Consider the following 25,275-nt stretch of genomic DNA (forward strand, 5'->3'; position numbering starts at 1 on the left):
CGGAAAGGATTGTCGCTAGGCGCCCGGTGGCGCGGTATGTTCATCCGCCCGACAGGCTGCAAATGTTTCCTGTAATAGATCCTGTTCGATATCGCTGGTGATCAACGCTTCGCCGAGTTTGCTCAGCAACACCAACCGCAGCCGACCGTCGACCACTTTTTTATCCACCCCCATCAACTGCAGGAAATCGTCGGGAGTCATGCTGGCCGGTGCTTTCACCGGCAGGTGGGCCCGCTCCAGCAGGCGAACAATCCGGTCCAGCTCATCAGCCGTAATGGCCTCTCGTCGATGGGACAGGTCTGCCGCCATCACCATACCTGCGGCGACTGCTTCACCATGCAACCAGACGCCATAGCCCTGATGGGTTTCAATCGCATGGCCAAAGGTATGCCCCAGGTTGAGAATGGCGCGCAGCCCACCTTCTCGCTCATCCCGGGCCACAACCTGCGCCTTGTTCTCACAAGAACGCTTGACGGCATAGGCCATCGCTTTAGGGTCCCGCGCCAGGAGATCGGGCAGATTCGACTCCAGCCATTCAAAAAATTCCCGATCGGATATCAGGCCGTATTTGATCACCTCGGCGATACCCGCCGACAGCTCGCGCGGAGGTAGAGATTCCAGCACGGACATGTCCGCGATCACCGCTTGCGGCTGATAGAAAGCGCCGATCATGTTTTTGCCGAGCCGGTGATTGACACCGGTCTTGCCCCCCACAGAGGAGTCCACCATGGATAACAGGGTGGTCGGCAACTGAATGAAATCCACTCCACGCTGATAACACGCAGCGGCGAAGCCCGCCATGTCACCCACGACACCACCGCCCAAGGCCATGATTGTCGTCGTACGATTGTGTCGAGCCTCGAGCAGACCATCAAAAATCTGATTCAGCGTCTCCAGATTCTTGAACGATTCTCCGTCGGGTAACACGGTAGTATCGACCTGATAGCCGTCGAGAAGTTCGATCAGAGCGGGCAGGTAAAGCGGCGCGATGGTATCGTTGGTGACGATGTATACCTGCTTGGCGCGCACGTGGCGTACCAGCAGCTCCCGGTTCTTCAGGAGCTGCTCGCCAATATGAATCGGGTAGCTGCGATCGGCGAGATCAACGGTCAGAGTTTGCATAGTCGGCACTGCGTTCGGGTTGTCGGAAAACCCTCATCTTAGCACACCGCCCGAAACTTTAACCGAGCTCAATCCTGGCCTAGACGTTCGGCAATATCCCGCGCCACCACCTTCGGCGGGCGTCGGTCGGTCACCACCACCCAGTCCGCTACCGCCCGGTACAGAGGGTCGCGCTGCTCAAGCAACTCGACGATTTTCTGGCGGGGGTTGTCCACCTGCAACAGCGGGCGCTTTTTGTCCTTGGCGGTGCGCTCTACCAAGTGTTCCACCGAAGCGGTCAGGTAGCACACGCGGCCACCGCGGTGCATCACCTCGGCATTTTCGGGGCGCAATATGATGCCGCCTCCGGTGGCAATCACGGCGCCGGGCTCCTCGGCCAGCTCGGCCAGAACCGCCGACTCGCGATCACGAAAACCGGACTCGCCTTCGACATCAAAAATCCAGGGGATATCGGCACCGGTGCGCTGCTCGATCACACGGTCGCTGTCATAGAAGGGGACTTTCAACTCGGCCGCAAGAAGGCGGCCGATGGTTGATTTGCCGGCCCCCATGGGGCCGACCAGAAACACATTATTGGGCATGGATCAGTCAGTTAAGGTATCGGCCATGATTTTGGGGGTAATGAACACCAACAGCTCGCGTTTTTCCTGACTGGTAATGTCCCGCTTGAACATACGTCCCAGTACCGGGATGTCGCCCAGGAACGGAACCTTGTCTTCGCCCTTGACCTGTTCAACCTGGAAGATACCACCGAGCACGACCGTTTGGCCATTTTGCACCAGCACTTTGGTCATCACCTCGGTCACATCAATGGTGGGAATACCGGAAGCCTGGTTAAGAGCGCCGACAGAATCCTGATTGATCACGAGGTCCATGATGATGCGGTTATCAGGCGTAATCTGTGGTGTGACATCGAGCTTCAACACGGCTTCTTTGAACGCTGTGGTGGTCGCACCACTGGCCGAGGCTTCCTGATAGGGAATTTCCGTACCGGACATGATGGTCGCCTGCTGCTTGTCCCCGGTGATCACCTTGGGCTGGGAAACGATCTCGGCCTGACCATTGTTCTCCAGAGCGGACAGCTCCAGGTCGATAAAGGCACTGTCGGACAGAACGCTGAAAGCGAAGCTACCGGCCGAATTGTCGACCCCCAGGTCCACCATCATGTTCTCTTCCAGATCCAGTGTGCCGGTTCCGGTGAGCCACTCGGCGGGCGAGCCCGGGTTAGAGTCGAGACCGGCTGTGGAGCCCGCCACTTCGACCAGCGTATCGGAGGAGCGATCAAAGCCGACGCCACCCCAGCGAACCCCCATTTCACGACGGAAGTCGGTGTTGGCAATCACCAGACGGGCCTCGATCATCACCTGGCGGATCGGAATATCAATCTGTTCCACCAGGCGCTTGAAGGCTTCGATACGATCAGCGGTATCGGTGATGATGATGGAGTTGGTGCGCTCATCGACGATCGCATCACCCCGCTCGGACAGAACACTGCCAGTCGCGCGGTTACCGCCCTGACCACCCGATGAGCCACCACTGCGGCCACCCTCGCCTTCCTCACCACGGAACAGTTCAAACATCTCCCGGGCATTGGCGTAGCGAACCCGAATGTACTCGGTGCGCAGCGGTGCCAGCTCTTCCAACTGTTGACGGGACTCGAGCTCCTGACGCTCACGCTCAGCGATCTCGGCCGCCGGCGCCACCATCAGAACATTGCCGTTCTGACGCTTGTCGAGGCCTTTGGTTTTCAACACCAGATCCAGCGCCTGATCCCAGGGCACATTATCCAGACGCAGGGTAATCCGGCCCTGGACCGTATCACTGGCCACAAGGTTGAGGTCGGTAAAGTCGGCAATGATCTGCAGTACACTGCGCACTTCGATGTCCTGGAAGTTCAGGGACAGTTTGTCGCCGGTGTAACTGAACTCCTGATCCCGCGCTTCAATTTCCCGCTCGGTCAACGGCTTAACGCTGATCACATACTCATTGTCGGCCTGGTAGGCCATGTAGTCATATTCGCCATTGGCATCAATATTCAGGATGGTTCCGCGGCGGTCCTGAGAGGCCGACACCATGGTCACAGGGGTGGCGAAATCCACCACGTCGAGACGACGGCGGAGCGCTTCCGGCAAATTGACCCCACCCAGCTCAAGCTCAATGCCTTTGGCCGTTTCGGTGACATCGGCACTGATGTTGTCATCGGACAGGTTGATGATAACTCGGCCTTCGCCTTCCTCACCACGACGGAAGTCGATATTGGTGACCCGAGGTTCACTGTCGGCGCGGGGGGCCGTTTGCGACTGACGGTCGCCCGCAACGCTGGTCGCCTGTGCGGGGCGGGAAACATAGCCGCCCTGGGCCGCGCCCACCTCGAGCACATAGGTATTACCGTCCACCCGTGCACTGTAAGTGGTCAGTTCGCTAAGGTTGAGAATCAGGCGCGTGCGGCCTTGGGAACTAAGCACCAGCGCGCTCTTGCTGTTCTCGAACGACAGGGGGAAACGCCGCTGTTCCAGTGCGCTGGTTACCTCCGGGAAGTCGAGCACGATACGTGCCGGCTGCTCGATGGTGTAGCCCTCGGGTTCCGGCGGCATGTCATCGAAGCCCAAACGGACTTCGAATCGCTCCCCCGGCAACTCCGAGAACTGGATGTTGTTCAGTGACTTGGCCCACACAAGGGAAGGCGCCAGACAGACCAGTAACAAGGCTAGATTTCGCATGGTTAACCCCAATAAGCACAGTGCTCGCATGATGGCCTATTCCTTTTCTTGTAATTCAATAATTCTGGGACGCTCGACCCAGCCGTTGGCGCCATCGGCGACGATTTCCAAAAGTTCAAGCTGTGACCGCGATGCGGACACGATGCGTCCATGATTTTTACCCAGGTAATTACCCTCCGTGACCGCGTGAACACCGCCTTGGCCGTCGTTGATCAACGCCCAAAGCTGACCGTTTTTGGTCAAGGTGCCGACCATGGTCAGGTTGGCCACGTTAAAGCTTTCCAGATACTCTTTTTCCCGATTCAGATCCGGCTGAACCTGTTTACCACTTAGCTGCACCCGCCGCTCCTCTTCCCGGGCCGGCGGATCAAACGGGCTGCGCAGGGTCATGGCGCTGTAGCTAAACGGCCGGTATGGCTGGAACGCCGGCAGGGGCTCGATCTGCCCCGCCGGACGGGCCTTGGTCTGCTGGATATACTGCTGCAGGTCGCGGTGATCGGACGAACTACCACAGGCGGTCAGCGCGGCCAGACAGATGGCTAAACTGGTAAACGTTATAATTCTATTCATCACTAGATTCATCCTGTGACTTATAGCGATAGGTCTTCGCCCCGATCTGCATGGTCAGCGTTCCGCTGTCTTGTTGGCGGGCAATCGTGAAGTTGTGCAGCGTCACGATACGCGGCATGCCGGCAACACCACTGACGAACGTACCCAGATCGTGATAGCCGCCTTCAACATCAATGCTGATGGGCAGTTCCACGTAGTACTCGGACTGCTGCTCGGACTCCAGGCGGATACTGTTGATGTCCAGTCCGCTTTCAGACCCCCGGGCATCAATGTCTTCCAACAGACCCGGCACCTCGGTATCACTGGGCAAACGGGAGAGCAGTGCGCCGAACGACTTTTCCATTTCAACCATCTGCGCCCGGTACTCTTCCAGGTTGGCGGCCTGGAAACTCTTGGTCTCGAAGGTCTGGCGCAGATTGGTCTCTTCAGCCACCACGCGATCAAGCTGGGTATTCAGATCTTTGACTTTCAGGTAATAGGTCAGCGCAAAGACCACGACCACCAACAGCACACAGACGAATATCTTGCCCGGCAGAGGCCAGACACCAATGCGTTCAAAGTCGATGTCGTTGACATCAAAGTTTTTCAACTGCTCCAGGGTATCGGAAAATGCCATGATCAGTTTCCTCCCTCATCAACACCGGCCTGATCTGCCGGCGCAGAGGTGCGTACCGACATTCTGAAGGCATTTGCCTGTTCACCCTGCTCCGGTGCGGCGGTCACCGAGCTCAAATTGGGCGCCGCGAACCAGTCGGACTCATCAAGATTGCGCATAAAACTGGAGACCCGATTATTGGACTCCGCGATGCCTTCGAGCAGAATCACTTCGCCTTGGCGCTCCAGCCGGTTCAGATAGACCCCGTCAGGTACGGCACGCACCATCTCATCGAAATAGCGCACGATTACCGGCCGCTTGCCCTCCAGGTCCTGAATCACCCGCATGCGGGCCAGCAACTCTTCGCGTTTCTCGCGCAGCTCCCGGATCTCGGCCACCGCCGCTTCCAGAGCCGAAATTTCGGTCTTGAGCAGTCGGTTGCGGGCTTCCTGATCAGAAATTGAGGACTGGATGCTCGATACCCACAAGTAGGCCACCAGGCCCGCGAGAATCAGCACACCCACCAGGATGCCGATAAACTCTTTTTTCTTCTCCTGGCGGTAGGCTTCCCGCCAGGGCAATAAGTTGATTCTTGCCATCAGTCGAAACTCCTCAGCGCCAGACCGGCCGCGATCATCATCGAGGGGGCGTCATTGGCCAACGCGACCGCATTCACTTTCGAGGACACCGACATATTGGCAAAGGGGTTGGCCACCAGGGTCTGGGTGCCGAGCTTCTCTTCAATCAGCCCGACCAGCCCCTCCATGGACGCGACACCACCGGCGAGCACGATGTAGTCCACATCGTTGTACTGGCTGGCGGAAAAGAAAAACTGCAACGAGCGGGTCACCTGCTGGACCACCGCCTCTTTGAAGGGGCCGAGCACTTCTGACTCGTAATCATCCGGCAGACCGCCCTGCTTCTTGGCCAGCCCGGCTTCTTCCATTGACAGTCCATAGCGCCGCTGGATTTCCTCGGTCAGTTGCTTGCCACCGAACAACTGCTCTCGGGTATAAACCGTCCGGCCATCCACCAGAACGCTCAGCGTGGTCATGGTCGCCCCGATGTCGATCACCGCGACTACCTGGCCGTCCTGGTCTTCTAGCTGCTCTGCAACCAAGCCGTAGGACCGCTCCATTGAGTAGGCTTCCACATCGACCACTTCTTCCTGAAGATCGGCCAACTGCAGAACGTTGACCCGCAGATCGATATTCTCCCGCCGACAGGCCGCCAGCAGGACTTCCACCTGCTCGGGGTTACGGGGCGATTCGCCCTGCACCTCGAAATCGATGGCCACTTCTTCCAGAGGGAACGGAATGTATTGATCGGCCTCTATAGAGATCTGAGTCTCCATGGCGTCGTCGCTGAGCCCTGCCGGCATGTCGATCATTTTGGTGATCACGGCAGAGCCGGCAACCGCAACGGCCGCGTGCTTGAGCTTGGTTTTGGATTGCTTGACCACCGTTCGGACCACATCGGCGACCGCTTCGGGGTCGTTGATGTTTTTCTCGACCACCGCCCCAGGGGGCAGCGGGCGTACGGCATAGGTCTCCACCCGGTAGCGATCACCGTGTCGGCTGAGCTCCAGAAGCTTGACCGACGTTGAACTGATGTCCAACCCCAAGACCGGCTTCGCCCTTTTTTCCAGGAAGCTTAGAATGCCCATTTTTCTATCTATATCCGTAACTTAGAGGAAGTTTATGTTATAGGACTTTAAGTTAAGCCTGCAACAAGACCGCGCATATGTAAACAGGCAAAAAGCCCGTATAATGCGGCGACTTGCCGCCATTTTCGCTAACTTATTAATTCTCATAGAAAAAATGCCTATCAAAAAGTCTTATCTGAACCTGCTTTTCTGGTTGTTTATCGCCGGAACTGGCGCCTCCCTCACCGTTTTGGCGGGGTTGTACCTCTATCTGAGCCCCAAACTGCCCCCAGTGGAGAGCCTCAGGCAAGTTCAATTACAGACCCCTCTGAGGGTTTATTCAAGCGACGGCAAGCTGATTGGCGAGTTTGGTGAACAGCGTCGCACACCGGTTTCGTTCGAAGAGCTGCCTGACCTTTACATTAAAGCGTTATTATCCGCCGAAGATGCGGAATTTTACGACCATCCGGGCGTATCTATTCGCGGACTTTTGCGAGCCGCGTCACAATTATTGAAAACAGGTGAGATTCAATCGGGGGGAAGCACCCTCACGATGCAGTTGGCCAGGGATTTTTTCCTGAGTCGGGAGCAGGTTTTTTCCCGTAAATTCAATGAGATCCTGCTGGCTCTTCAGATTGAGAACGAGCTCACAAAACAGGAAATTCTTGAGCTGTTCAGCAATAAAATGTTCTTCGGCAATCGCGCCTACGGTATTCAGGCAGCGGCCCAGATTTACTACGGCGAGGACATTGACGAGCTGGAGCTTCATCAGTGGGCCATGATAGTGGGCGTTCTCAAAGCCCCCTCGGCCTACAACCCCCTGGCCAACCTCGAGCGAGCCATGATTCGGCGCAACTGGATTCTCGGCCGCATGCTGGAGCTGGGGCACATTGATCAGGCCACCTATGAAGTCGCCATGAACACGCCAGACGATGCCCGCTATCACGGTGCCACTCTGGAGCTCTATGCGCCCTATGTCGCCGAGCTGGCCCGCCGCGAGGCCGTTGACCGGTTTGGCGAGAACGCCTACAACGCTGGTTACAAAGTCTACACCACGATCCACAGTGACTATCAGGCGGCGGCCCAGCAGGCAGTGGTTGACGGGCTGCTGACCTACGATTGGCGTCACGGCTATCGCGGTCCCGAGCAACAGCTCGGTGAGCGCCCGGAAGACCTGTCCAGCTGGCAGGAACTGCTTTCGGACACCCCGGTCTACGGCGGCCTACTTCCCGGCCTTGTGCTTTCGCTGGAAGAGCGCTCGGCCGAGATTCTGCTGGCCAATGGAGATACCATTGAGCTGGGGTGGGATCAGAGCCTGTCGACCGCGCGCCGCTATCTCAACGAAAACGCCCGCGGCCCGCTACCCGAGAGCGCAAGCGATGTCCTGGCGGTCGGCGACCTGATCCGCCTGCGCCAGATTGGCGGCGTGTGGCATTTGCGCCAGCTCCCCCAGGCCCAGGCCGCGCTGGTCAGCCTCGACCCGCGCGATGGTGCTGTGCGCTCGCTAGTAGGTGGGTTTGACTTCCGCCAGAGCAATTTCAATCGCGCCCTGCAGGCGGCCCGCCAACCCGGGTCCAGCTTCAAGCCATTTGTTTATACCGCCGCGCTGGAGAATGGCTTTACCCCGGCGACCATCGTCAACGATTCCCCCATTGTCATCGAAGACGCCAGCCTGGAAGGCGCCTGGCGTCCGGAGAACGACGGCGGCACCTTCCTCGGGCCGACCCGGTTGAGGGAAGCGCTGTACCGCTCCCGCAACCTGGTCTCGATCCGGGTGCTGCGCAGCATCGGCCTGCCGGCGCTCCTCGACACGCTCGAGAAGTTTGGCTTTGACCGCGAGGCCTTGCCGCGCAACCTGTCCCTGGCACTGGGGAGTCACGCCCTGACCCCCATGGATATGGCGCGCGGTTACGCCATCTTCGCCAACGGCGGCTTCCGCATTGCACCCTATCTGGTTGAACGCATTGACGATGATCACGGTGAAGCGCTGCATGTCGCTCGCCCCGCCACCGTCTGCGAAGACTGTGAGCGCGAGCAGGAAGAAGAGGAAGAGCCGGTCAGCCTGATCGCCGACATCTACGCCAGCGAGCCCGAACGCGCGGCCGAGACCGGCCCGGACGAACGCCTGGCGCCAGAGCAACCCGCCCAACTGGCGCTGCTGGATGAAGACGAAGCGACCCTGGAGCCGCTCCCCATCGCCCCACGAGTGCTGGGTGAGCGCACCGCGTTCATCATAGACTCGATGCTGCGCGACGTCGTGGCCCGAGGTACCGGCCGTCGAGCCAGAGTGCTGGACCGGGCGGACCTCGCCGGCAAAACCGGTACCACCAACGGCCCACGTGATGCCTGGTTCGCCGGTTACAACCCCGACCTGGTCACCGTCGCCTGGCTGGGCTTCGACCAGAACACGCCGCTGGGTCGAGGCGAGTACGGCGGCACGGCCGCACTGCCGATCTGGATTGATTACATGCGGAGCGCACTTGCCGGTAAGCCGGACCGCCCGGCACCGCAACCCGAAGGCATCGTGACCGTGCGCATTGACCCAGAGAATGGCCAGCGGGCTCAGCCCGGGGACCCGGATGCGATCTTTGAGATTTTCCGTGCCGAAGAGGTACCGCCGTACAACGATAATGGCAACGGCAATGGCAGCAGTGACAGCGAACGACTGCCGGAGGAGCTGTTTTAGGGGCGGCCCGCAGCCGGTCGCTCGATGGCGAAGCCGGACGGTACGGACAGGACCAGCGGTTTGAACCCGCGGCGAACCGCACGGCTTCCGGCGCGACTGGTCACCCAGCCCCGAACTTCGATCCTCTGACCGGGCGCCAGAACCGGACTGGACGACCACACGGAATCGGGCACCTTCAGTACGAGGGGCCCGTCAAGCTCCAGCCAGACCGAGCCACCGCCTCGGCTGACATCCGTGATCGTTCCACGGATTCGCTGAAAACCGGTGTCCTGCAAGGTCAGGCCGCTCGCCTCAAGGGCCGGCCATTGGTTCTCGGCCCACACCCCACGGGACGCCGCCCGCGCCTCACCTTCCGCCTCAGACAGGCAGGAGGCCAAGGTCATGTTCGGCGGTATCGCGATATGAAAACCCAGCCCCTGACGCAACAGGGCGGCTTCCAGGCTCTTTCCCTCCAGGGTGAACAGGTGTCCCAGGGTGCGGCCGTAGTGGTCGTGCCGCTCCTGATCCTGGACCAGCAGAACCTCACTCTCAACAAGCTGTTTTTTTAATTCCTCGCGCGCTGCTTTTGCCAGCGGCTCTGCGGGCCGCCCCTCGCGCGCCAACTCCGGCGCGTTGATGCCAATCAGGCGCACCCGGCGCCCATCGGCCAGGCGTACGCTGTCGCCGTCATGAACCCCAGCCACCTGTACCGACTCGTGCTCAAGCCCCTCCGGCAAGGGGCAGGCAGCGCCGGGAAACGCGCTCAGGGCCAGTAGGGCACCCAAAAAAACGCCGCGGGTTTTATATGAGAATACGCTGAAGGCTCTGCAGGAAAATACGCTGAAGGCTCTCCATAAAAAAACGCCGAGGGCTCTCGCCCCCGGCGTTTTCATGTCGCTTATCAGCAAGGGCCCAAGGGCCATGCCAATCGCCTTATTTGGCGGCGATGCGGCTGCCGAAACGCTTCTTGAAGCGATCGATACGGCCGCCGGTGTCTACCACTTTCTGCTTACCGGTGTAGAAGGGGTGACATTCTGAACAAACGTCAACCAGGAAATCTTTACCCAGAGTAGAGCGAGTCTTGATGGTATTGCCGCAGCTGCAGGTCGCAGTTACGTCTTCGTATTTGGGGTGTAAATCAGCTTTCATGGTGAATGCCTTTCATCTTTGTGCCGCCACTCAGTCGACCTGAGCCCATCTGGAACGCAGGATTTTGCCGAGCACCGCACAACGGTTAATGGATACGGCTGGTTTTGAGAGCTGGGCATACTACCAGAAACACCCGGCAACGCAAGGACTTTAGAGCATTTTTCGTACAGGCACGAGCGCTGCCAAAGGGGCCGTCAATCGGTTATTCTGGGCGCCTTTTGAATTCAACCACGCGACGGGAGTACATGGCCGCCCCTACTGTTCTGGAAATCGCCCTGCCCACACCGCTGCGCCGCCGGTTTGATTACCTGCCGCCAGAAGGGGTAGACACCACCCTGCTGAAGCCGGGGCAACGGGTACGGGTGCCCTTCGGCAACCAGCGTCTGATCGGGCTCATTCTCCGGGTAAAAAGTGAGTCATCACTCCCGCTGCAGAACTTGCGCCCGGCCGAGGCCCTGCTCGACACCAAGCCACTGTTGCCGGACGATCTGTGGCGCCTGTGCCTCTGGGCGGCCGATTACTATCAGCACCCCATTGGCGACGCCCTGCACACGGCCCTACCGGTGCTGCTGCGCCAGGGCGAGCCCGACCGGGAGAAAGGCGAGCCCTACTGGCAACTGACCACCGAAGGCAAAGGCCTCCCCGAGGGCGCCCTGAAGCGGGCCCCTCGCCAGGCGGAACTGCTCGCCGCCCTGCAACAACGGGGGGCATTGAACCGGGCGGACCTGGCGGCATTGGGCATCGCCCGCAGCCACGTCAAGACACTGGAAGACAAGGGACTGGTATTCAGCCGTGAGCAAGTGCTCACACCATCGCCGGAACCCAATATTCTGAGGGATACCCCGCTTACGCTCAGCGATGAGCAGGCCGCCGCCCTGGCCCAGATTCCAGAGGACGGCTTTCACATCAGCCTGCTCGACGGCACCACCGGCAGCGGCAAAACCGAGATTTACCTGCAGGCCATCGCCCGCACCCTGTCTCAAGGTCGGCAGGCCCTGGTACTGGTACCGGAAATTGGCCTGACCCCCCAGACCCTGGCCCGCTTTCAGCGCCGCTTCGCCCAACCCGTGGTGGCCCTGCATTCGGGCATGAATGACCGCGAGCGGCTCGATGCCTGGCTGCAGGCCCGGGACGGTCGAGCCCGGATCGTGATCGGCACCCGCTCCGCCATTTTCACCCCCATGGCTGATCTGGGCATCCTCATTGTGGACGAAGAGCACGACAGCTCCTTCAAGCAGCAGGACGGTTTTCGCTACTCGGCCCGGGACCTGGCCGCCCTCCGCGCCCACCGCCTGAACATTCCACTGATTCTGGGCAGCGCCACGCCGTCGCTGGAAAGCCTGCACAACGCGCGCACCGGCCGCTACCATTACCTGCGCCTGACCCACCGGGCCGGCAATGCCCGGGCACCGGAGTTGCTCACTCAGGATATTCGCCGCCAGCCCCTGGATGAAGGCTTCAGCCGCGATACCCTGGAGCGGATTCGCACCACCCTCGATGCGGGCAACCAGGTTCTGGTCTTTCTCAACCGACGCGGCTACGCCCCCACACTGGAATGCCCGGACTGCGGCTGGCTGGCCGAGTGCCGCCACTGCGACACCCGCCTGACCCTGCACCAGACTCCGCGCCATCTGCACTGCCACCACTGCGACCATCAGCGCGCGGTGCCCCGGGCCTGCCCATCCTGCAAGAGCACCCGCCTGCAGCCGCTCGGCCAGGGCACCGAACGCAGTGAAGAAGCCCTGCAACGACACTTCCCTGACACCCGGGTGCTGCGGGTCGACCGGGACTCCACTCGCCAGAAAAACGCATTCCGCGATCTGGTTGAGGAAGTTCACCGGGGCGACCCCTGCATTCTGGTGGGCACCCAGATGCTGGCCAAAGGCCATCACTTTGCCGACGTGACGCTGGTGGTCATTCTCGACTCGGATGCCGGTCTGTTCAGTACCGACTTTCGCGGCCCCGAGCGCATGGGCCAGTTATTGCTTCAGGTCGCCGGACGGGCCGGGCGCGCGGACAAACCGGGGCAGGTCATCATTCAGACCCACCACGCCGAGCATCCTCTGGTGCGCACCCTGCTCGAGCGGGGCTATCACGCCTTTGCCGAGCTGATTCTCAGTGAACGGCGCCTGACAGGGCTGCCCCCGTTCCGGCACATGGCGCTGATCCGCGCCGAGTCCAAGCGACCGGAAAATGCGGTCGCCTTCCTCAAACAGGTTCGAGCCCTGGCCGAGCAGCGTCACCCACCCGGTCACGAGCTGGGCTATCTGGGGCCTTTGCCCGCCATGCTGGAAAAGCGCGGTGACCGGTTCCGCTACCAGTTGCAAGTCAATGCGGCCAACCGGGGAGCACTGCAAAAGCTGTTGAGCCAGTTGGCCCCGGAAATGGAGCAGCACGCCCTGGCCAAGCGCAATCGCTGGTCCATTGATGTCGACCCACAGGATATGGGCTAGTGTTCGCCCGCCCCAAAGACCACTGGCCGGGCGGGTCGGCGATGGGTACAATTGCCGCGCTGTGACCACTGGAAACCAACGCGATCATGACCCGAGACTACGCCAAGAAAAATCGTCCTGCCCCCCGTCGCAACCGGCCCAAGAGCCAGGTGCCCGGCTGGGTGTGGCTGTTTACCGGGGCGGTGCTCGGGGGCTTTATCGTGTTTCTGATGCGCCTGACCGATGTCGAGGTCCCGGAAACCGACCCGGCGGACACCGCGACCCAAGAAACCCAGACCGCGCAGCCGGTGGAGCCCCAGGCCGAGCCCAGCAACCCCAAACCGCGCTTCGATTTCTACAAGCTGCTGCGAGAGAGCGAAGTGATCGTCCCGGCGACCGAGCCCAGCGAGAGCCAGGCAAATGCCGAGCAAAACGACACCGCCAACCGGGACGAATTCATCCTGCAGGTGGGCTCCTTCCGCAAGGCCACCGAAGCGGACAGCCTGCGCGCCCAGTTGCTGCTGCTGAACCTGGACGCCTACACCGAGCAGGTAACTCTGAACAACAACGAGACCTGGCACCGGGTGCTGGTGGGACCATTCAGCAACCAGTCCCGCCTGGCCAGCGCCCGCTCTACCCTGGTGTCCAACGACTACCACGCGCTGGTGCTCAAGCGGAAGAAACAATAACCGCCCGTCCGCCTCCCTTGCTTGCTTGAAATCCCGGGGCCCAGCCCCCACTTCTGCCATTCAGACTTCATACTTATTGCATTGATAAAGGATGGCTTGTGGAACAATACCGAGGAACCACGATTCTCTCCGTGCGCCGCAACGGCCAGGTCGCCATTGGCGGCGACGGGCAGGTGTCGCTGGGCAACACCATCATGAAAGGCAACGCCCGCAAGGTTCGCCGCCTGTACAAAGATCAGGTGATCGCGGGCTTCGCCGGCGGCACCGCCGATGCCTTCACCCTGTTCGAGCGCTTTGAAGCCAAGCTTGAAGCCCACAACGGCCAACTGACCCGCGCCGCTGTGGAACTGGCCAAAGACTGGCGCACCGACCGGGCCCTGCGCCGCCTGGAAGCCCTGCTGGCAGTGGCCAACGCCGAAGCGTCCCTGATCATTACCGGTAACGGCGATGTCATTCAGCCGGAAGATGACCTGATTGCCATTGGCTCCGGTGGCGCCTTCGCCCAGTCCGCCGCCCGCGCCCTGCTCGATAACACCGAACTGGATGCCCAAAGTATCGTCGAAAAAGGACTGACCATCGCCGGCGACATCTGCATCTACACCAATCACAACCAGACCATCGAGACCCTCGGCTACTGAGCCTCGCTGGCCTGACGAACTGACGAGTCCGTTATGTCAAACATGACCCCCCGGGAAATTGTCCACGAACTGGACAAACACATCATCGGCCAGAACGAAGCCAAGCGAGCCGTGGCCATCGCCCTGCGCAACCGCTGGCGCCGGATGCAGGTGGATGAAAACCTGCGCGCCGAAATCACCCCCAAAAACATCCTGATGATCGGCCCCACCGGGGTCGGTAAAACCGAAATCGCCCGCCGCCTGGCCAAGCTGGCCCACGCGCCCTTCATCAAGGTCGAGGCGACCAAATTCACCGAGGTCGGCTACGTCGGCCGCGACGTGGAATCCATCATCCGCGACCTGGTGGACATCTCCATCAAGATGCACCGCGAACAGGCCATGAAAACCGTCCAGCACCGCGCCGCCGAAGCCGCCGAAGAGCGCATCCTGGACGTACTGCTGCCCCCGGCCCGTGGCGGCGACACCGAAAACACCGGCGAATCCGGCACTCGCCAGATCTTCCGCAAAAAACTGCGCGAGGGTGAGCTGGACGAGAAAGAAATCGAAATCGATGTCGCCAGCACCCCCATGGGCGTGGAGATCATGGCCCCTCCCGGTATGGAGGACATGACCAGCCAGCTGCAGAACATGTTTTCTTCCCTGTCCAAAGACAAGAAGAAGACCACCAAAATGACCGTCAAGCAGGCCTTCAAACAGCTTCAGGAAGAAGAAGCCGCCCGCCTGATCAACGACGAAGAAGTCAAAGCCGACGCCATCAAAGCGGCCGAACAGAACGGCATCGTCTTTATCGATGAAATCGACAAAGTCGCCAAAAAAGGCGAAACCAGCGGCGCCGACGTCTCCCGCGAAGGCGTCCAGCGCGACCTGCTGCCGCTCATTGAAGGCTGCACCGTGAGCACCAAACACGGGATGATCAAAACCGACCACATCCTGTTCATCTCCTCGGGCGCCTTCCACCTGAGCAAGCCTTCGGACCTGATTCCGGAGCTACAGGGCCGACTGCCCATCCGCGTCGAACTCAACGCCCTGACCCCGGATGACTTCGAACGCATCCTCACCGAACCCAGCGCCTCCCTGACCGAACAACACCAGGCGCTGCTCAAAACCGAAAGCGTCGAAGTGGTCTTCAAACCCGACGGCATCCGCCGCATTGCGGAGACCGCCTTCGAAGTCAACGAAAGCACCGAAAACATCGGCGCCCGCCGCCTCCACACCCTGCTCGAACGCCTCCTCGAAGACGTCTCCTTCGACTCCGGCAGCCAGCAGACCAGCGTGGAAATCGACGCCGATTACGTGCAGAAGCAGTTGGGTGAACTGGCGAAGGATGAGGACCTGAGTCGGTATATCCTGTAGTTGGGTCAACAAGGTCGCTCCATAACAGGGGCGAGCCCCGGGGTGTTGTTGCAAGACCGTAAGCGGAGGGACTCCGCGAGGCGAGCCCCCAGGGATGGGTTCACGGCGTGTCTTGCAACAACACCCCGGGGATCGACCCGGCGCTAGAGGCACCTAAACCACAGGACCATCTACATGACGCCCGACAAAATCCTGCTCCACAAGAAATCCCGCCAACTGGAACTCACCTACGGCGACCAAAACTACCGCCTGGACGCCGAGTACCTGCGTGTCCACTCGCCGAGCGCCGAAGTGCGCGGCCATCACGGTCAGGGCGGGCAACTCCCGTTCGGCAAAAAACAGGTCGCCATTGCCCACATCGAAGCAGCCGGCAACTACGCCCTGCACATCGTTTTCGACGACGGCCACGATTCTGGCATCTACACTTGGGATTATCTGCACGATTTGTGTGTCAATAAAGAAACCCATTGGCAGAAATACCTGGACGATTTACACCAACAGGGTAAATCCCGGGATCCCGACACACAGATTGTAAAATTGATGTAGTAACGGTAGGTCGGATTAGCGAAGCGTAATCCGACACTTTACCGACGGCCTTGAAGACAAGTGACAAGGCAATCCTTCGTTCAACCTACGATACTAAAGGGTAGCCCGGCGTCTGCAGGGTCTATCGTTCAGAGACCCGCCGTGAATACATCCCTGTAGGCTTCTCGTCGACATCCATGTCTCCGAGAGTCTCTGAACGATAGACCCTGCAGCCACCTCAGTGCCATTAGCGCACGTAGGTGGAAGAGTGTGAACCTACCCATGAAGCCACGTTGTCGGTCGGAGTTTCTACCAACACGCAGCCAGAACAGGACTCAACAATGAATCGTTTGACTAGACTATCTTTCGTTTTCATCTTGCTGGCCGTCATCACCGCCTGCGCCGGCCCCAAGGTCTCACAGGACTATAACGAAGACACCGAATTTGATCCCGGCTGGGGCCGCTATGAATGGCGCGGTGGCACGTCGCAGATCGACGGAGTGTCCCACAGTCGGTTGCAGCGCATCACCGAGCAGGCGATGGTGCAACGCGGTTACCGGCTTGATCCCGACAACCCCCAGCTTTATGTCAGCGTCAGCGGCACTACGCGCGCCGCGGTAGGTGGCGGCAAGTCGGTGGGCATTTCCATCGGGTTGCCCGTGGGTAATAGCGGCAGTATCGGACTTGGGGGTAGCAAGAGCCTGGAAGACCGCAAGCAGGAGGGGGTGATCATTGTGGATATCACGGATGCCGAGAGCAATGAGCTGGTCTGGCGTGGTAGCGCGGAAGGGATTGCCTTGCGGGATTTTGAGTTGGCGCGAGAGCAGCAGTTACGAAAAGTCATTGGTCGGTTATTGGCGCAGTTTCCGCCGGAATAAACTCAGGCATTTATGCGGCGCCAACTTCAGTGAAGCGTCACGCCCGGGCCGGGGAGGGGAAGCCCTTTCAAGACACGCCGTGAACCCATGACGTGAAGGGATTCACTAATGCCGAGATGGCATGGGTTCACGGCGTGTCTCACAAGGGGTTACCCAGGCGGAGCATTCCAATACGAAGCACAGAACCGATAGCGAATTACAACTCGTCGCGGAACTGCATGGAGTGCAGGCGGGCGTACTGGCCGCCGGCGGCAAGGAGTTCGGTGTGGCTGCCGACTTCCAGAATTCGGCCTTCTCCCATCACCACGATCCGGTCCGCTCGCTCGATGGTGGACAAGCGGTGCGCTACCACGAACGTGGTGCGGTTTTTCATCACCTGCTCCAACGCCGCCTGAATATGACGCTCTGACTCCGTATCCAGGGCCGAAGTGGCCTCATCCAGAATCAGGATGGGGGCGTCTTTGAGAATGGCGCGGGCGATGGCCAAACGCTGACGCTGCCCGCCGGACAGACGTGCGCCGCTCTCACCGATCAGAGTGTCGTAGCCCTGGGGTAACTGCTCGATAAACTCGTGCGCATGAGCCGCTTTGGCCGCTTCGCGCACTTTCTCCGGGTCCGTGGCCGCCAGCGCGCCGTATGCGATGTTGCCCGATACCGAATCATTGAACAGCACCACGTTCTGATTGACCAACGCCACCTGCTCGCGCAGGTTATCCAACCGGTAGTCTTCCAACGGGTGGCCGTCCAGCAGAATGCGGCCTTCACCCGGATCGTAAAAACGGGTCAGCAGGCTCACCAGGGTGGATTTGCCGCTGCCGGAGCGTCCCACCAGGGCAATGACTTCGCCCGGTTTCACATCCAGATCAATGTGTTGTAAAACCCAGTCGTCACTGCTGTCGTAACGGAAGCTGACGTCCTCAAAACGCACCTCGCCCTGGGCTCGCTTGACCGTGCGATCACCGGTATCTTTTTCCGTCGGTTCATCCAACAACTGAAAAATACTGTCCGCCGCCGCGACGCCTTTCTGAATGGTGGGAACGACTTCACTCAGTTGGCGTAGCGGTTTCAACACCAGGCCCGCGGCCGTGAAATAGGCAATGAAAGCACCCGGATCATTGATCTCCATCACCGTCAGGGCGACATAGAGCATCAGCCCCATTGAGAGCGCGACCAACATTTGCATAATCGGGGTATTGAGAGAAGAGGTGAACACGATTTTCATGTTTTGCAGATAGTTGCGCCAGCTGGCCTGATTGAAGCGACGCTTTTCATACTCTTCGCCGCCAAAGCTGCGCATGACCCGATAGCCATGGATCATCTCGGAAGACACCTGGGTAATGTCCCCCATACTGTGCTGCACCTTGGCACTCAAACGACGCAGGCGCTTACCGACATACCCGACAATGCCTGCAATCAACGGCGCCACCAGAAGCAATAGCAATGTCAGCTTCCAGTCTTTGTAAAGCAGGAAGCTCATCAGCGCGAGTACGGTAGCGCCTTCGCGAATCAGTATTTTCAGGGCATCGGTTGCCGCCGTCGTCACCCCATTGACGTTATAGGTGATCACCGACATCAGGTGCCCGGAACTGTGCCGATCAAAGTACTGACCGGGAAGCAGGGCCATATGATCAAACAGACTGACCCGCAGTTTGTGCACGATGCGAAAGGCCAACTGCGAAATGAAATAATTCCCGAGAAAAGCCCCGACACTGCGAAAGAAAACAATGCCCACAATAATGAGCGAGGGCATATAGGCCGGACCGCGCCCATCGAGCGTGGTGGCAGAAGCGTCTGCTGAGGCCTGGCCACCTGCAAAGGGGTTCGCCAAGTAGGCAGGCTCACTGGTTTTCTCGGCGCCAATAAAGTCCAGCAGGTATTCCATGAACTGGGCCATGGCCGGCTGGGAGGCGGAGTAGATCACAAAACCAAAGACACTGATGGCAAATAACACCCAGTAGGGTTTGATATAGGCCAGTAAGCGAAGATATACCTTGAGGGAAGCGGTATCGGTCTGCCGCAGCGTGTCTCGGGAATGAAGGTCGTGAGAGAGCGGCGTGCCTTTATCGCTCATGATGCAGGGGGTCCTCCTGAAGCGCGCCCTCCGGAGAGGGCGCGTTTTGGATCAGCGGTTCAGCCAGCCACCGGTGCCAGCCATTCGGTGTGGCCGGACAACTTGCCCTTGACCGCATCGAAGTAGAGTGACTGCAGCTGGGTGGTGATCGGGCCGCGACGACCCTCGCCAATCACCCGACCGTCCAGCTCACGAATGGGCAGAACCTCGGCCGCGGTACCGGTAAAGAAGGCTTCATCGGCAATGTAGACTTCATCCCGGGTGATGCGCTTTTCCCGGACTTCGTAACCGCAATCCGCCGCCAACTGGAAAATGGTGTTGCGGGTAATGCCGTCCAGACAGGAGGTCAGCTCCGGCGTGTAAAGGACGCCATCACGCACCAGGAACACATTCTCGCCGCTGCCCTCGGCCACATAGCCTTCATTGTCCAGCAGCAGGGCCTCTTCACAGCCGCTGTCCAGCGCCTCGCGCAGGGCCAACATCGAGTTGATGTAGTTGCCGTTGGCCTTGGCCTTGCACATGGTGATGTTCACATGGTGGCGAGTGTAGCTGGAAGTGCGCACCTTGATGCCCATGTCCCGCGCTTCCGGGGACATGTAGGACGGCCAGTGCCAGGCGGCGACCATCACGTGCACCTTCAGGTTATCGGCGCGCAGGCCCATGCCCTCGGAACCGAGAAACGCCATGGGACGCAGGTAGCTTTCATGCAGGCCGTTTTCCCGCACCACCAGCTTCTGGGCTTCGTTCAGCTCATCTTTGCTGTAGGGCAGGTCCATCCGCATGATATGGGCGGAACGGAACAGCCGGTCGGTGTGCTCCTTCAGGCGAAAAATACAGGTGCCCCGGTCGCTGCTTTCGTAGGCGCGCACGCCCTCGAACACGCCCATGCCATAGTGCAGGGTGTGGGTCAGTACGTGAACCCGGGCATCCCGCCAGGGCACCAGTTCGCCATCCAGCCAAATAACGCCGTCGCGATCGGCAAATGACATAACCAACTCCTAAATATGAAATTCGTGGGGCCGTGGTCGACGCTCGGCAGGACCGATCATTGATGGGATTCCAGCAGTTGCCGCCACAGGCCAGTTACTCGGCGCCGCTCCTCGGCAAAGGGCGCGCCATCCTCCAAGACTGCCTCCTGGCGCTGTAGCGCGAGGCGGTGGCCGGTGGACCGATAGGCCTTGTAGGCATCAATCAACTGGGCGACGGCTTCTGCGCCCAACCGGCCGGATTGTTCCAGCGCACCGAGTATGCGGATGTTGTCGGTATACTCGGTGAGCCCAGGCTCACTCTCGGCCCAGGCTAAAACCGTATATTGAACCATAAATTCAATATCGACGATACCTCCAGCGTCCTGCTTGAGATGAAAAGGCGTCTTTTCATCATCGCCCTGAGCGCCCGGCTTGGGGCGGGTTCCGAGGTGCTCGCGCATTTTCTGGCGCATCTTGATCACCTCCTCACGCAGCGCCGCCAGGTCCCGCGACTGACACAGCACCTGTTGCCGGACCTGCGCAAAGGCCTCGGCCAGCTCGGCATCGCCGGCCACCACGCGGGCCCGCACCAGCGCCTGATGCTCCCAGGTCCAGGCTTCCTGTTGCTGATACTTCTCAAACGCCGGTAAGGAAGTGGCCAGCATGCCCGCATCGCCATTGGGGCGCAGGCGCATGTCCACCTCGTACAGGGTGCCCGAGGGCATCCGGGTATTCAGAATGTGGATGATCCGCTGGCCCAGGCGGGTGTAGAACACGTTGTTGTCCACCGACTTTTCGCCATCGGTTTTGCCTTCCGGGTCGCTGTTGTGAATAAACACCAGGTCGAGGTCCGAGCCATGGGCCAGCTCGATCCCGCCCAGCTTGCCATAGCCGACGATCACAAAGTTGGGGTGTTGCTCCGGTTCGCCCCGGGAATTGCTCGGGCGACCGTGGCGCGGAATCAACTGCTCCCAGGCCAGCTCCAGAACGTGCTCCAGAATCACTTCGGCCAGATCGGTCAGGTAGTCACTGACCTTCATCAGCGGCAGGGCCCCGGTCACCTCGCTGGCCGCCACCCGCAGCGCGTGGGCGGAACGGAAATAGCGCAGCGCTTCCATATGCCCCTCAAGGTCATCCCAGGCGGTGCGCAGCAGCTCACGGCGCAGTTCATCGCGCAGCTCGTCTTTACCCGGCGGCGCGTAGAGGCTCTCCGGGGTGAGCAGCTCATCCAGCAACGCCGGGAACCGGGCCAGCTCATCCGCGATCCAGGGGCTCGCCGCACAGAGCCGGACCAGTTGCTCCAGCGCCACGGGGTTTTCCACCAGCAACACCAGATAGGCACTGCGGCGCACGATCGAGACCACCAGCGGCTGAATCCGCGCCAGGGTATCGCCCACCGACTCCCCCTCGCCGAGCATGGCGAGCAGGCGGGGCATAAAGGCATCCAGACGATCCCGGCTGCTGGCCTGCATGGCCACCACCTGACGGTGCGAGCGGATGTCCGCCAACACCGACAAGACCCGCTCGGGCTGATCAAAGCCCTGCCCGGTCAGCCAGTCCACGGCTTCGTCACCCTCCAGGCTGCCCTCCCAGAGTGACACCCAGTCCTGCAGGTTCTCGGGCTCCTGCCCCTGATCGGCATCCGGGTCGGCGATCACCTCCTGGAACTCGCGATTGACCCGCGCGCGGTGCTCGGCAAGAGTGTCGGAAAACGCCTCCCAGTTCTCAAAGCCCAACACCCAGGCCATCCGGCACTGTCCATCGGGGTCGGACGGCAGAGCCTGGGTCTGCCGATCCTGATAGCCCTGGATCGCATGCTCGGTGTTGCGCAGAAACTCATAGGCATCCAGCAGAGCCTGACCACTGCCCTCGGGCAGATAGCCCTCCGCCTCCAGCAGGGGCAGCAGCTCACACACCTGTCGCTCACGAAGGCGCGGGTCCCGCCCACCGCGAATCAGTTGGAACACCTGGACCACAAACTCGATTTCCCGAATACCGCCCTCACCGAGCTTCACATCCTCGCTCATGCCCCGGCGTTGCACCTGGCGGCTGATCAGTCCCTTCATGGCCCGCAGGGATTCAATCACGCTGAAATCGATGTACTGGCGATAGGTGAACGGCCGCAGCAACTCCACCAACTCCTCCGCCGCCGGCTTGGCCCCCTCACCGCTGGCCGCCACCGGACGGGCCTTGATCATGGCATAGCGCTCCCAATCCCGGCCCTGGCTCTGGTAGTATTCCTCCATGGCATCGAAATTCGACACCAGCGCCCCGCTCTGACCATAAGGGCGCAGGCGCATATCCACCCGGAACACAAAACCTTCCGCGGTGGGCGCATCCAGGCTTTTGATCAACCGCTGCCCCAGGCGGGTGAAAAACTCCTGATTGCCCAGCGAGCGCGACCCACCCTGGGTCTCCCCCGCCTCCGGGTAGGCGAAAATCAGATCGATGTCCGAAGACACATTCAGCTCCCGGGCCCCCAACTTGCCCATGCCAAGCACAATCAACGGCTGCGGCTTGCCGCTGTGCTTACCGGTCGGCACCCCCCAACGGGGTTTGAGCTGCTCAAAATGATAATCCAGCGTGCTCTGAATAGCCGCCTCGGCGAAGCGGGACAACTCATCGGTAATCTCCCGCATGGAACCCAGACGATTCAGGTCCCGCCAGATGATGCGCACCATGGCCCGGTGACGCTCCCGACGCAGCACCTTATCCAACGCCCCATCATCCTCACAGGCCGCCACGGCCTCGACCAGATCGGGAAAAGAGTCGTCCTCCAGCGGCGCAAACAACGCCCCGGAACGCACCAACTCCAACAACAGCTCCGGTCGGGTCGTAGCGGTTTTCGCGATGTATTCGCTGGCGGCGAACGCAGTGTTCATCTGTTCGCGGAACGCCGCTTCCGACACCCCTTTGGGCAAGAGTGACTCCGGACGATCCAGCTCCCTCTGCTCGATGACCTCGTAAAAGTCATCGAAGCGTTTGCGGGTGGCTTCGTGGAGTTGGGTGGGGACCTGGTTTGGGTCGAACATAAATTTGGGAGCTCCGTTGTTTGTTCTGTTGGGGCTTTAAAGTTGGGTTACGGCGGATGCGCTTCGCATTCCGGGGCGTCGGGCCGATCCGCCTTAGCCAATCATTCACTTTGGGTTACGGCGGATGCGCTTTGCTTATCCGCCCTACGCGAACTTTGGTACTGAGGGCTGTTGAGGGGTATAGCCTTTGGAGACTCTCGGAGGCAGGGAGCCGACGAGAAGCCCCCAGGGAAGGGTTTACGGCGGGTCTCCAAAGGCTATACCCCCCAACAGACCGGACCTCCACAGAACCACCCACAATCATCAGCGTTCTTTTTCGGGAGGTGGAGCGACGCGCATGACTTCTTCTACGGTGGTCAGGCCGGCGGCGACCTTCTGGGCGCCGGATAAGCGAAGCGTGCGCATCCCCTCGCGCATCGCCTGCTTGCGCAACTCCCCCAGACTCGTCTCAGTCCCGATCCGATCCTTCACCGACTCCGACAACAGCAGAATCTCATACAACCCCTGACGCCCCAGATACCCCGTATTGCGACACTCAAGACAACCCACCGGCCGATAAATCCGCTGCGGCACCGACACCTTCCAGGGCGTCACCAACTGCTGCCAGTCCTCCGAACTGATCTCCCCCTCCTCCTTACAGTGCGGGCACAACGTGCGTACCAGACGCTGCGCCATCACTCCCAAGAGAGTCGCATTGATCAGATAGGGCGGAATGCCCAGGTCCAGAAGACGCGCCACCGTCGCCGGCGCATCGTTGGTATGCACCGTGGACAACACCAGATGTCCCGTCAAGGCCGCCTGCACGGCCATCTGCGCCGTCTCCAGATCGCGGATCTCCCCGACCATGATGATGTCCGGGTCCTGACGCATCAGGGTGCGAATGCCCGCCGCGAAATCCAGCCCGATCTTGTGATGCACCTGGGTCTGATTGAAATGCTCCTCCACCATCTCGATCGGGTCCTCGATGGTGCTGACATTCACCTCCTCCGTGGCAATCTGGCGCAGCGAGGAATAAAGCGTGGTGGTTTTCCCCGACCCCGTGGGGCCAGTCACCAGAACAATCCCGTTGGGCCGCTCAAGCATGCCCCGCCAGCGTTCGTAATCTTCGCCCACCAGGCCTAGGTCGGCAAAGCTGCGCAGCAGCACGTCCGGGTCGAAAATCCGCAGTACCAGCTTTTCGCCAAAGGCGGTCGGCAAGGTAGACAAGCGCAGCTCCACTTCGCTGTCATCGCTGCGCCGGGTCTTGATCCGACCATCCTGGGGCTTGCGCTTCTCGGCGATGTTCATCCGGGCCAGCACCTTGAACCGGCTGGTGACCGCGTTGGCGACATTAGCGGGCAATTCGTACACCGGATGGAGCACCCCGTCGATGCGAAACCGCACCCGGCCCACTTCCCGGCGCGGCTCGATATGAATGTCACTGGCGCGCTGGTCGTAGGCGTACTGCAGCAGCCAGTCGACGATTTTCACCACATGCTGGTCGTTGGCCTCCGGGTCCTCGCTGAAGCTGCCCAGGTCCACCAACTGTTCGAAGTTACCCGCACCGCTGGCGCCGGGGCCGCCGCTGGCCCGATTCACCGAGCGGGCCAGGGTGTAGAACTCCACTAGATGCCGGTCAATATCCGCCGGGTTGGCGAACACCCGTTTGACGCTGCGCCGCGCCACGTGCTCCAGCTGGGGCTCCCAGCCGGTGATAAAGGGCTGGGTGCAAGCCACTACCACAGTTTCCTGGGTCACTTCCACGCAGAGGATGCCATGGCGCTTGGCGAAGGCGTAGGACATTACATCCGTCACCTTGGGCACGTCGATTTTGAGCGGATCGATGTGATAGACCGGCAGCTCGGCCTTATCCGCCAGCCAGGCAGTCAGGGTATCGCCATCGAGTACCTTGCCCGGGCGGGCCAGATCCTCCAGCCCCTGGGAGGCAATATAGGCCAGGGGGTGCATCATTGCCTGCTCGCGGGTCCGGACGGCACCCAGCAAGCGATTGGCGTCTTCCTGCCCCAGGCGATCATCCTTGACCAGATCATCCACCAGGCGGCGTAAATCGAGGCTATGCTGTGCAGTAGCAACTGAGGCCATAAGGCGCATTCCCGTTCTTTAATCAATGCGCCCGATTGTAGCCTGTCTGATCCGCGGACAACACCAAGGAAAGGCGCTTCGCCCCGTACGAACCATACACGGCAGGGGTATGACCAGGGATTCTGTCATAAAAATGTCAAA

At 60.3% G+C, this 25,275-nt stretch carries 20 protein-coding genes; 7 read left to right on the forward strand and 13 right to left on the reverse strand.

What is annotated here, in order from left to right:
* Positions 1 to 15 precede the first annotated feature (15 nt).
* From aroB to EDC38_RS09880, 7 genes are all read right to left on the reverse strand, one after another.
* Positions 16 to 1,122, reverse strand: coding sequence for a 3-dehydroquinate synthase (gene aroB / locus EDC38_RS09850; RefSeq protein ID WP_123638364.1), 1,107 nt, complete (start codon positions 1,120 to 1,122; stop codon positions 16 to 18).
* A gap of 68 nt (positions 1,123 to 1,190) precedes the next feature.
* On the reverse strand, positions 1,191 to 1,703 hold the full coding sequence (gene aroK, locus EDC38_RS09855; protein ID WP_123638365.1) for a shikimate kinase AroK: 513 nt from the start codon (positions 1,701 to 1,703) through the stop codon (positions 1,191 to 1,193).
* A gap of 3 nt (positions 1,704 to 1,706) precedes the next feature.
* Entirely contained in the window at positions 1,707 to 3,842 is a 2,136-nt protein-coding gene (locus tag EDC38_RS09860) for a type IV pilus secretin PilQ (protein WP_123638366.1), read from the reverse strand.
* Between the two features lie 36 nt (positions 3,843 to 3,878).
* Positions 3,879 to 4,412, reverse strand: coding sequence for a pilus assembly protein PilP (locus EDC38_RS09865; protein WP_123638367.1), 534 nt, complete (start codon positions 4,410 to 4,412; stop codon positions 3,879 to 3,881).
* Positions 4,405 to 5,028, reverse strand: a complete 624-nt coding sequence (locus EDC38_RS09870) for a type IV pilus inner membrane component PilO (protein ID WP_123638368.1) — start codon at positions 5,026 to 5,028, stop codon at positions 4,405 to 4,407. The genes EDC38_RS09865 and EDC38_RS09870 overlap by 8 nt, the downstream gene beginning before the upstream one ends.
* Positions 5,029 to 5,030: 2 nt before the next feature.
* The gene (locus EDC38_RS09875; RefSeq protein WP_024461350.1) at positions 5,031 to 5,606 is read right to left on the reverse strand and encodes a PilN domain-containing protein; all 576 of its coding nucleotides are present in this window, start codon (positions 5,604 to 5,606) and stop codon (positions 5,031 to 5,033) included.
* A complete protein-coding gene (locus EDC38_RS09880) occupies positions 5,606 to 6,673 on the reverse strand; it encodes a pilus assembly protein PilM (RefSeq protein ID WP_024461351.1) in 1,068 nt (355 codons plus the stop codon). Before EDC38_RS09880 ends, EDC38_RS09875 begins: the two co-directional genes overlap by 1 nt.
* Before the next feature lie 154 nt (positions 6,674 to 6,827).
* Here EDC38_RS09880 and EDC38_RS09885 point away from each other — a divergent pair, with 154 nt between their 5' ends.
* Positions 6,828 to 9,338, forward strand: a complete 2,511-nt coding sequence (locus EDC38_RS09885) for a penicillin-binding protein 1A (RefSeq protein ID WP_123638369.1) — start codon at positions 6,828 to 6,830, stop codon at positions 9,336 to 9,338.
* On the opposite strand, the gene EDC38_RS09890 is transcribed toward EDC38_RS09885, so the two are convergent.
* A complete protein-coding gene (locus tag EDC38_RS09890; protein ID WP_170162887.1) occupies positions 9,335 to 10,102 on the reverse strand; it encodes a thermonuclease family protein in 768 nt (255 codons plus the stop codon). The two genes, EDC38_RS09885 and EDC38_RS09890, sit on opposite strands and share 4 nt — an antisense overlap.
* A gap of 148 nt (positions 10,103 to 10,250) precedes the next feature.
* Entirely contained in the window at positions 10,251 to 10,466 is a 216-nt protein-coding gene (rpmE, locus tag EDC38_RS09895) for a 50S ribosomal protein L31 (protein ID WP_123638371.1), read from the reverse strand.
* A 245-nt stretch (positions 10,467 to 10,711) separates the two neighbouring features.
* Here rpmE and EDC38_RS09900 point away from each other — a divergent pair, with 245 nt between their 5' ends.
* The 6 genes from EDC38_RS09900 (at position 10,712) to EDC38_RS09925 (ending at position 16,981) form a co-directional block, all read left to right on the forward strand.
* Positions 10,712 to 12,919: a primosomal protein N' gene (locus EDC38_RS09900; protein ID WP_123638372.1), complete on the forward strand. Its 2,208-nt coding sequence runs from the start codon at positions 10,712 to 10,714 to the stop codon at positions 12,917 to 12,919.
* Between the two features lie 86 nt (positions 12,920 to 13,005).
* Positions 13,006 to 13,587 carry an SPOR domain-containing protein gene (locus EDC38_RS09905; RefSeq protein WP_123638373.1) on the forward strand — a complete coding sequence of 194 codons (582 nt, stop codon included), beginning with the start codon at positions 13,006 to 13,008 and terminating at the stop codon, positions 13,585 to 13,587.
* Positions 13,588 to 13,685: 98 nt separating this feature from the next.
* Positions 13,686 to 14,225: an ATP-dependent protease subunit HslV gene (hslV, locus tag EDC38_RS09910; RefSeq protein ID WP_123638374.1), complete on the forward strand. Its 540-nt coding sequence runs from the start codon at positions 13,686 to 13,688 to the stop codon at positions 14,223 to 14,225.
* 33 nt (positions 14,226 to 14,258) lie between these two features.
* Complete coding sequence (gene hslU, locus EDC38_RS09915; RefSeq protein ID WP_123638375.1) at positions 14,259 to 15,578, forward strand: ATP-dependent protease ATPase subunit HslU; 1,320 nt, start codon at positions 14,259 to 14,261, stop codon at positions 15,576 to 15,578.
* A 174-nt stretch (positions 15,579 to 15,752) separates the two neighbouring features.
* Positions 15,753 to 16,124, forward strand: coding sequence for a gamma-butyrobetaine hydroxylase family protein (locus EDC38_RS09920; RefSeq protein ID WP_123638376.1), 372 nt, complete (start codon positions 15,753 to 15,755; stop codon positions 16,122 to 16,124).
* Positions 16,125 to 16,444: 320 nt separating this feature from the next.
* Entirely contained in the window at positions 16,445 to 16,981 is a 537-nt protein-coding gene (locus EDC38_RS09925) for a DUF4136 domain-containing protein (protein ID WP_123638377.1), read from the forward strand.
* Positions 16,982 to 17,177: 196 nt separating this feature from the next.
* Here EDC38_RS09925 and msbA read toward each other — a convergent pair whose 3' ends face one another.
* The 4 genes from msbA to tfpB form a co-directional block, all read right to left on the reverse strand.
* The gene (msbA, locus tag EDC38_RS09930) at positions 17,178 to 19,052 is read right to left on the reverse strand and encodes a lipid A export permease/ATP-binding protein MsbA (RefSeq protein WP_123638378.1); all 1,875 of its coding nucleotides are present in this window, start codon (positions 19,050 to 19,052) and stop codon (positions 17,178 to 17,180) included.
* Positions 19,053 to 19,111: 59 nt separating this feature from the next.
* Positions 19,112 to 20,041 (reverse strand): branched-chain amino acid transaminase, encoded by a 930-nt coding sequence (locus EDC38_RS09935; protein ID WP_024461362.1) that lies wholly within the window; start codon positions 20,039 to 20,041, stop codon positions 19,112 to 19,114.
* A gap of 56 nt (positions 20,042 to 20,097) precedes the next feature.
* Complete coding sequence (gene glnE, locus EDC38_RS09940; RefSeq protein WP_123638379.1) at positions 20,098 to 23,052, reverse strand: bifunctional [glutamate--ammonia ligase]-adenylyl-L-tyrosine phosphorylase/[glutamate--ammonia-ligase] adenylyltransferase; 2,955 nt, start codon at positions 23,050 to 23,052, stop codon at positions 20,098 to 20,100.
* Between the two features lie 303 nt (positions 23,053 to 23,355).
* Complete coding sequence (gene tfpB / locus EDC38_RS09945; protein WP_123638380.1) at positions 23,356 to 25,134, reverse strand: type IV pilus assembly ATPase TfpB; 1,779 nt, start codon at positions 25,132 to 25,134, stop codon at positions 23,356 to 23,358.
* Positions 25,135 to 25,275 lie beyond the last annotated feature (141 nt).

This window comes from Marinimicrobium koreense, from assembly GCF_003762925.1.
GTDB classification, from domain to species: domain Bacteria; phylum Pseudomonadota; class Gammaproteobacteria; order Pseudomonadales; family Cellvibrionaceae; genus Marinimicrobium; species Marinimicrobium koreense.